This is a genomic window from Streptomyces sp. NPDC001781 (genome assembly GCF_053596035.1).
In genome coordinates this window covers 1-3,669 of record NZ_JBSFFI010000070.1, presented here as the reverse complement: position 1 = coordinate 3,669, position 3,669 = coordinate 1, and the positions used below count along the sequence as shown (strand labels likewise).

Sequence of the window (3,669 nt, the reverse complement as noted above, 5' to 3'; positions counted from 1 at the left end):
CCCAGGGATCGTGTAGTCCATGGGTCCTGCCTTCCTGGGTCAGTAGTGCCGGCCGGTCAGTTCCAGGTCGGCCGCGCTGGAGCAGACCGGGCACAGGCCGGGCCAGTCGGGCTCCGTCTTCTCGATGAAGACCCGGCCGCAGTCGCACGTCATCGGGAGGTGCCGGGTACGCGGGGCCTCGCGGGTCCGCACGTACGGGTCGCGGTTCGCCATGGGTCCTTCTTTCCTTGGTCGGTGCCGTGTGAGGGGCGGCGTGCTCCCGGCCGGCCGTGAGCCGGCGCCTGCGGCCGTGTGGCCGCCGGGCTTCATTACCCCACGGGAGCGGGTTCGGGCCTAACGGCCCGGTGGGGAGGGTCAGGCGGCGAGCTGGACGCCGGGCCAGTAGACAGTGAAGTCCAGGCCCAGGGTCTCGGTGTCGGTCTTCGCCGCCAGCTTCAGCGCGTCCTCCGCGCGACCCTGCTCGGCGAGGACGACGGCGAGGGAGACCAGGAACGCCGTCATGCGGTCGGCGGGCAAGGTCACGCCGGCGCAGGGGGTGAGGTTCCAGCCCTTGTAGGCGCTGCGGACGGCGTAGTCGTCCTCGTACAGGCCGATGTTCTCGGCGGCGGTGGCGATGTGCTCGGAGGTGATGTTCATGGTCGGTTCCTCGTTCCTTGGTCTGTCGGTCCGGTCGTCCGTCCCGATGAATTAATTAAACCACGATGCCCCGAGGCAGGCAACCCCGGGGCATCGCTTCTTCGCTGGTGACGCGCGGTCAGACCTCCCCGGCCTCGCCCTCGTGCGGGACGGCGGGCTGAGACGCCGCCGGCGCCCGGTCCAGCGGGCGCACCGTCCACCCGATGATGAGCGAGACGGCCCCCAGGGCGGTGAACGCGCCGGCCGCCATCGCCAAGGCGGCCACCCCGCGCGCCGGGGCCTCGGTCGCGGTCTCGGCGCTGCCCACGCCGGCGGCCATCAGGCCCACACCGATCTTCGTGCTCTGTCGCATGATCTTCCTCATTCCTTGGTCAGCGGTGCTCGGGGTCGTGCGGGTCAGGCTCCGCGCTGGTGCATGACGTGCGCGCAGTTCCACTCCGGGCGGCAGTCGGGGACGTTGCGCTCCCGGCCGTCCAGGCAGACGGCGCACAGCTCGCCGTAGTTCGGGTTATCGAGCACGGACTGGGACGGCAGGCCGATCGCGCCGCTCTCCACCAGCGTCCTCGGGAACGCCATGCTGTCGTGGCGGTAGACGTCCCCGCCGCCCGGCTTCCAGGTCCACACACGGCCGTACCGGTCGGTGATGTCCGGGTGCTCCGCGCGCTCCAGCTCGGTCAGTGCCGCGCGGGCGGCCGTCCACTCGCCGATCATCCGGCCCACGGCCTCGGTCGCGTCGCTCATCGTTCCTCGGTTCCTTCCGTTCAGTTGCTCGCGGCGAGGCGGTGCTGCTCGTCCAGCCCGATGCGGGCCGCGCCGGACAGTTCCTCGCCCACCGGGCAGTCGGTCATCTCGTCCTGCTGGCACAGGCCGCAGGCGGCCACGTGCTCCTCGTACTCGGTGTACGCGCCGTGGTACGGCAGCACCTCCAGGAAGTGCCGCTTCGGCGCGGCGAGGGCGTCGAACCCCGCGCGGGCCTCCGACTCCGCCGCGTCGCGCATGTCGTCCGGTGCCCAGACCGCCCACGTCGTCCGCATGTCCGTTTCCTCATTCCTTGGTCGGTGGTGCCGCGCGGCGGTCAGTCGCTGACTTCGGCGCCGCAACGGCGGCACTCGTACTCGCCCGGCTGATAGTCGTGTTCGGGGTAGGCCAAGCCGTCCGAGTCCACGCACTCGTATTCGTCGTCCTCGGGGTACACGGTCTCTCCAGTCCTCGGTCTCCTGATGAATTGATTAAATCATAGGCCCGAAGGTGGGGCAATACCCGTGCACACCTGCGGCGGCAGATAGGCTCCGCCGTCATGACCACCACACGCATCACCGCCGTCACCAACCAGAAGGGTGGCGTCGGGAAGACCGCGACGACGATCGGCGTCGCCGGGGCCCTCGCCGAGGCAGGCCGCAGCGTCCTCGTCGTGGACCTGGACCCGCAGGGCCACCTCACCGACGGGCTCAAGGTCGACCAGGCGCCGTCCGGGGCAGGCGCCGCCAACCTGTACCGCGCGCTCATCGGCGAGCACACCGGGCTGGACGAACTCACCGCCACCCACTCCGAGCCGGCCGGACGCATCGACGTCGTGCCCAACACGGTCGAGATGTTCATGGCCGTGCGCGACGTCGACAAGGTGAAGGCCCGCGAGCAGCGGCTGGCCAAGATCCTGGCCCCGGCGCGCGGCCGGTACGACCACGTCCTGATCGACTCCCCGCCCTCCCTGGACATCCTCACCGACAACGCGCTGACCGCCGCCGACGGCGTGCTCATCCCGGTGCAGGCCGAGGACTCCAGCCTTCGGGCGCTGGAACTGCTGCTGCCGCAGATCGCCTCCGTGGACGTGGACCTGCGCGTGAAGCCGCTGGAGCTGCACGGCCTGGTCGTCAACCTGCTGCGCCGCCCGGCGAGCCTGATCGCCAAGTCCGTGCTGGAGGAGTTCGCCAAGCTGGACGGACTGCCCGTCCTCGCCACCGTGCCGCTGTCCGTCACCGTCACCGAGGCGTGGCGGTTCGGGAAGACGGTCGTGGACTACGCGCCCGACTCCGAACATGCCGCCGCGTATCGCACGCTGGCCGAGGTGCTGGACGGGGCCGCGCGGTGAGCCCGAAGAACCTGCCCGCACCCGGCCGGGCCGGCGGGCTCTCCGACGTCCTGCGCGCCCGGCACAGCGGAGCAACGACACCGGCCGCGCCCGCGCTGGACCCGTTCGCCCCGCAGCCCGTCGACCCGGCCACCGTCACTGGCACCGCCGAGGAGAGGCTGAAGGCGTTCGAGGCCGCGATTGACCGCGCGAAGGAGACCGCCGGGACGACACTGAAGTCCGCCCGCGCACGGTTCGTCGTGGAGGCCGGGACCGCCCTGCGCGCCATCCGCGACGAGGACGGCGGGCTCTACAAGGTCACCCACGCGACGTTCGAGGACTACATTTCCGCCCGGTGGGACATGGACCGCTCCCGCGCGTATCAGCTCATCGACGCCGCGCCGGTCATGCGGGTCATGTCGAAAATTTTCGACGCGGCACCGGTGGAGTCGCACGCCCGCGTCCTCGCCCCGGTGATGGAGGACCACGGGGAACCGGCCGTGCGCGAGGTCGTCGTGGCCGTACGGACCACGGGGGAGAAGGTCACGGCGGAGGCCATCCGCGAGGCCGTCGGCCGACTCGGCTACGCCCGCGTGCCGGTACAGCCGACGGCCGCCGACGCGGAACCGCTGCCGGTCGACCACACGGCCGTTCAGGCCCGCGCGCTGGTGCGGCTGGAGCAGGGACTGGCCGCGCTGAAGGTGGCCCACCGGGCGCTCCGGGGCCGGGTCATCCCCGATGCGGTCGCCGCCGACGCCGCACACGGGAGCGAGCTGGTGGCCGAGGTCGCCGACCTGGCCGGGAAGATCAGCCGGCTCGCCGAGTGACGGCACGGCGAAGCCCCGGAGTCCATGCGGACCTCGGGGCTTCTCGGTGGACGGGGGTCAGTCGGTGGGGTGGGTAGCAGCCAGGCAAGCCGCGATGACGACGATGGAGGGCGTGTCCGACGGGAAGCTGGGGTTCGC

7 protein-coding genes are annotated in these 3,669 nt (G+C 71.4%); 2 read left to right on the top strand and 5 right to left on the bottom strand.

All coding sequences use genetic code 11. The features are described 5' to 3' along the window. Nucleotides 1-39: 39 nt before the first annotated feature. From ACWCV3_RS28570 to ACWCV3_RS28550, 5 genes are all read right to left on the bottom strand, one after another. Nucleotides 40-213 carry a hypothetical protein gene (locus ACWCV3_RS28570; protein WP_451230147.1) on the bottom strand — a complete coding sequence of 58 codons (174 nt, stop codon included), beginning with the start codon at nucleotides 211-213 and terminating at the stop codon, nucleotides 40-42. Nucleotides 214-354: 141 nt separating this feature from the next. Next, nucleotides 355-636, bottom strand: a complete 282-nt coding sequence (locus ACWCV3_RS28565) for a hypothetical protein (protein WP_451230144.1) — start codon at nucleotides 634-636, stop codon at nucleotides 355-357. Between the two features lie 118 nt (nucleotides 637-754). Continuing rightward, nucleotides 755-988 carry a hypothetical protein gene (locus tag ACWCV3_RS28560; RefSeq protein ID WP_451230141.1) on the bottom strand — a complete coding sequence of 78 codons (234 nt, stop codon included), beginning with the start codon at nucleotides 986-988 and terminating at the stop codon, nucleotides 755-757. Nucleotides 989-1,032: 44 nt separating this feature from the next. Next, nucleotides 1,033-1,377: a hypothetical protein gene (locus ACWCV3_RS28555; RefSeq protein ID WP_451230139.1), complete on the bottom strand. Its 345-nt coding sequence runs from the start codon at nucleotides 1,375-1,377 to the stop codon at nucleotides 1,033-1,035. Between the two features lie 20 nt (nucleotides 1,378-1,397). Further along, entirely contained in the window at nucleotides 1,398-1,670 is a 273-nt protein-coding gene (locus ACWCV3_RS28550; protein ID WP_451230136.1) for a hypothetical protein, read from the bottom strand. Nucleotides 1,671-1,933: 263 nt separating this feature from the next. Here ACWCV3_RS28550 and ACWCV3_RS28545 point away from each other — a divergent pair, with 263 nt between their 5' ends. Both ACWCV3_RS28545 and ACWCV3_RS28540 read left to right on the top strand, forming a co-directional pair. Next, entirely contained in the window at nucleotides 1,934-2,725 is a 792-nt protein-coding gene (locus ACWCV3_RS28545; RefSeq protein WP_451230133.1) for a ParA family protein, read from the top strand. Then, nucleotides 2,722-3,531: a hypothetical protein gene (locus ACWCV3_RS28540; RefSeq protein WP_451230131.1), complete on the top strand. Its 810-nt coding sequence runs from the start codon at nucleotides 2,722-2,724 to the stop codon at nucleotides 3,529-3,531. Before ACWCV3_RS28545 ends, ACWCV3_RS28540 begins: the two co-directional genes overlap by 4 nt. Nucleotides 3,532-3,669: the final 138 nt, after the last annotated feature.

Coding starts and splice junctions, on each gene's coding strand:
- ACWCV3_RS28550 (WP_451230136.1), bottom strand. CDS start 1,670: ATGCGGACGACGTGGGCGGTCTGGGCACCGGACGACATGCGCGACGCG.
- ACWCV3_RS28545 (WP_451230133.1), top strand. CDS start 1,934: ATGACCACCACACGCATCACCGCCGTCACCAACCAGAAGGGTGGCGTC.
- ACWCV3_RS28560 (WP_451230141.1), bottom strand. CDS start 988: ATGCGACAGAGCACGAAGATCGGTGTGGGCCTGATGGCCGCCGGCGTG.
- ACWCV3_RS28570 (WP_451230147.1), bottom strand. CDS start 213: ATGGCGAACCGCGACCCGTACGTGCGGACCCGCGAGGCCCCGCGTACC.
- ACWCV3_RS28565 (WP_451230144.1), bottom strand. CDS start 636: ATGAACATCACCTCCGAGCACATCGCCACCGCCGCCGAGAACATCGGC.
- ACWCV3_RS28555 (WP_451230139.1), bottom strand. CDS start 1,377: ATGAGCGACGCGACCGAGGCCGTGGGCCGGATGATCGGCGAGTGGACG.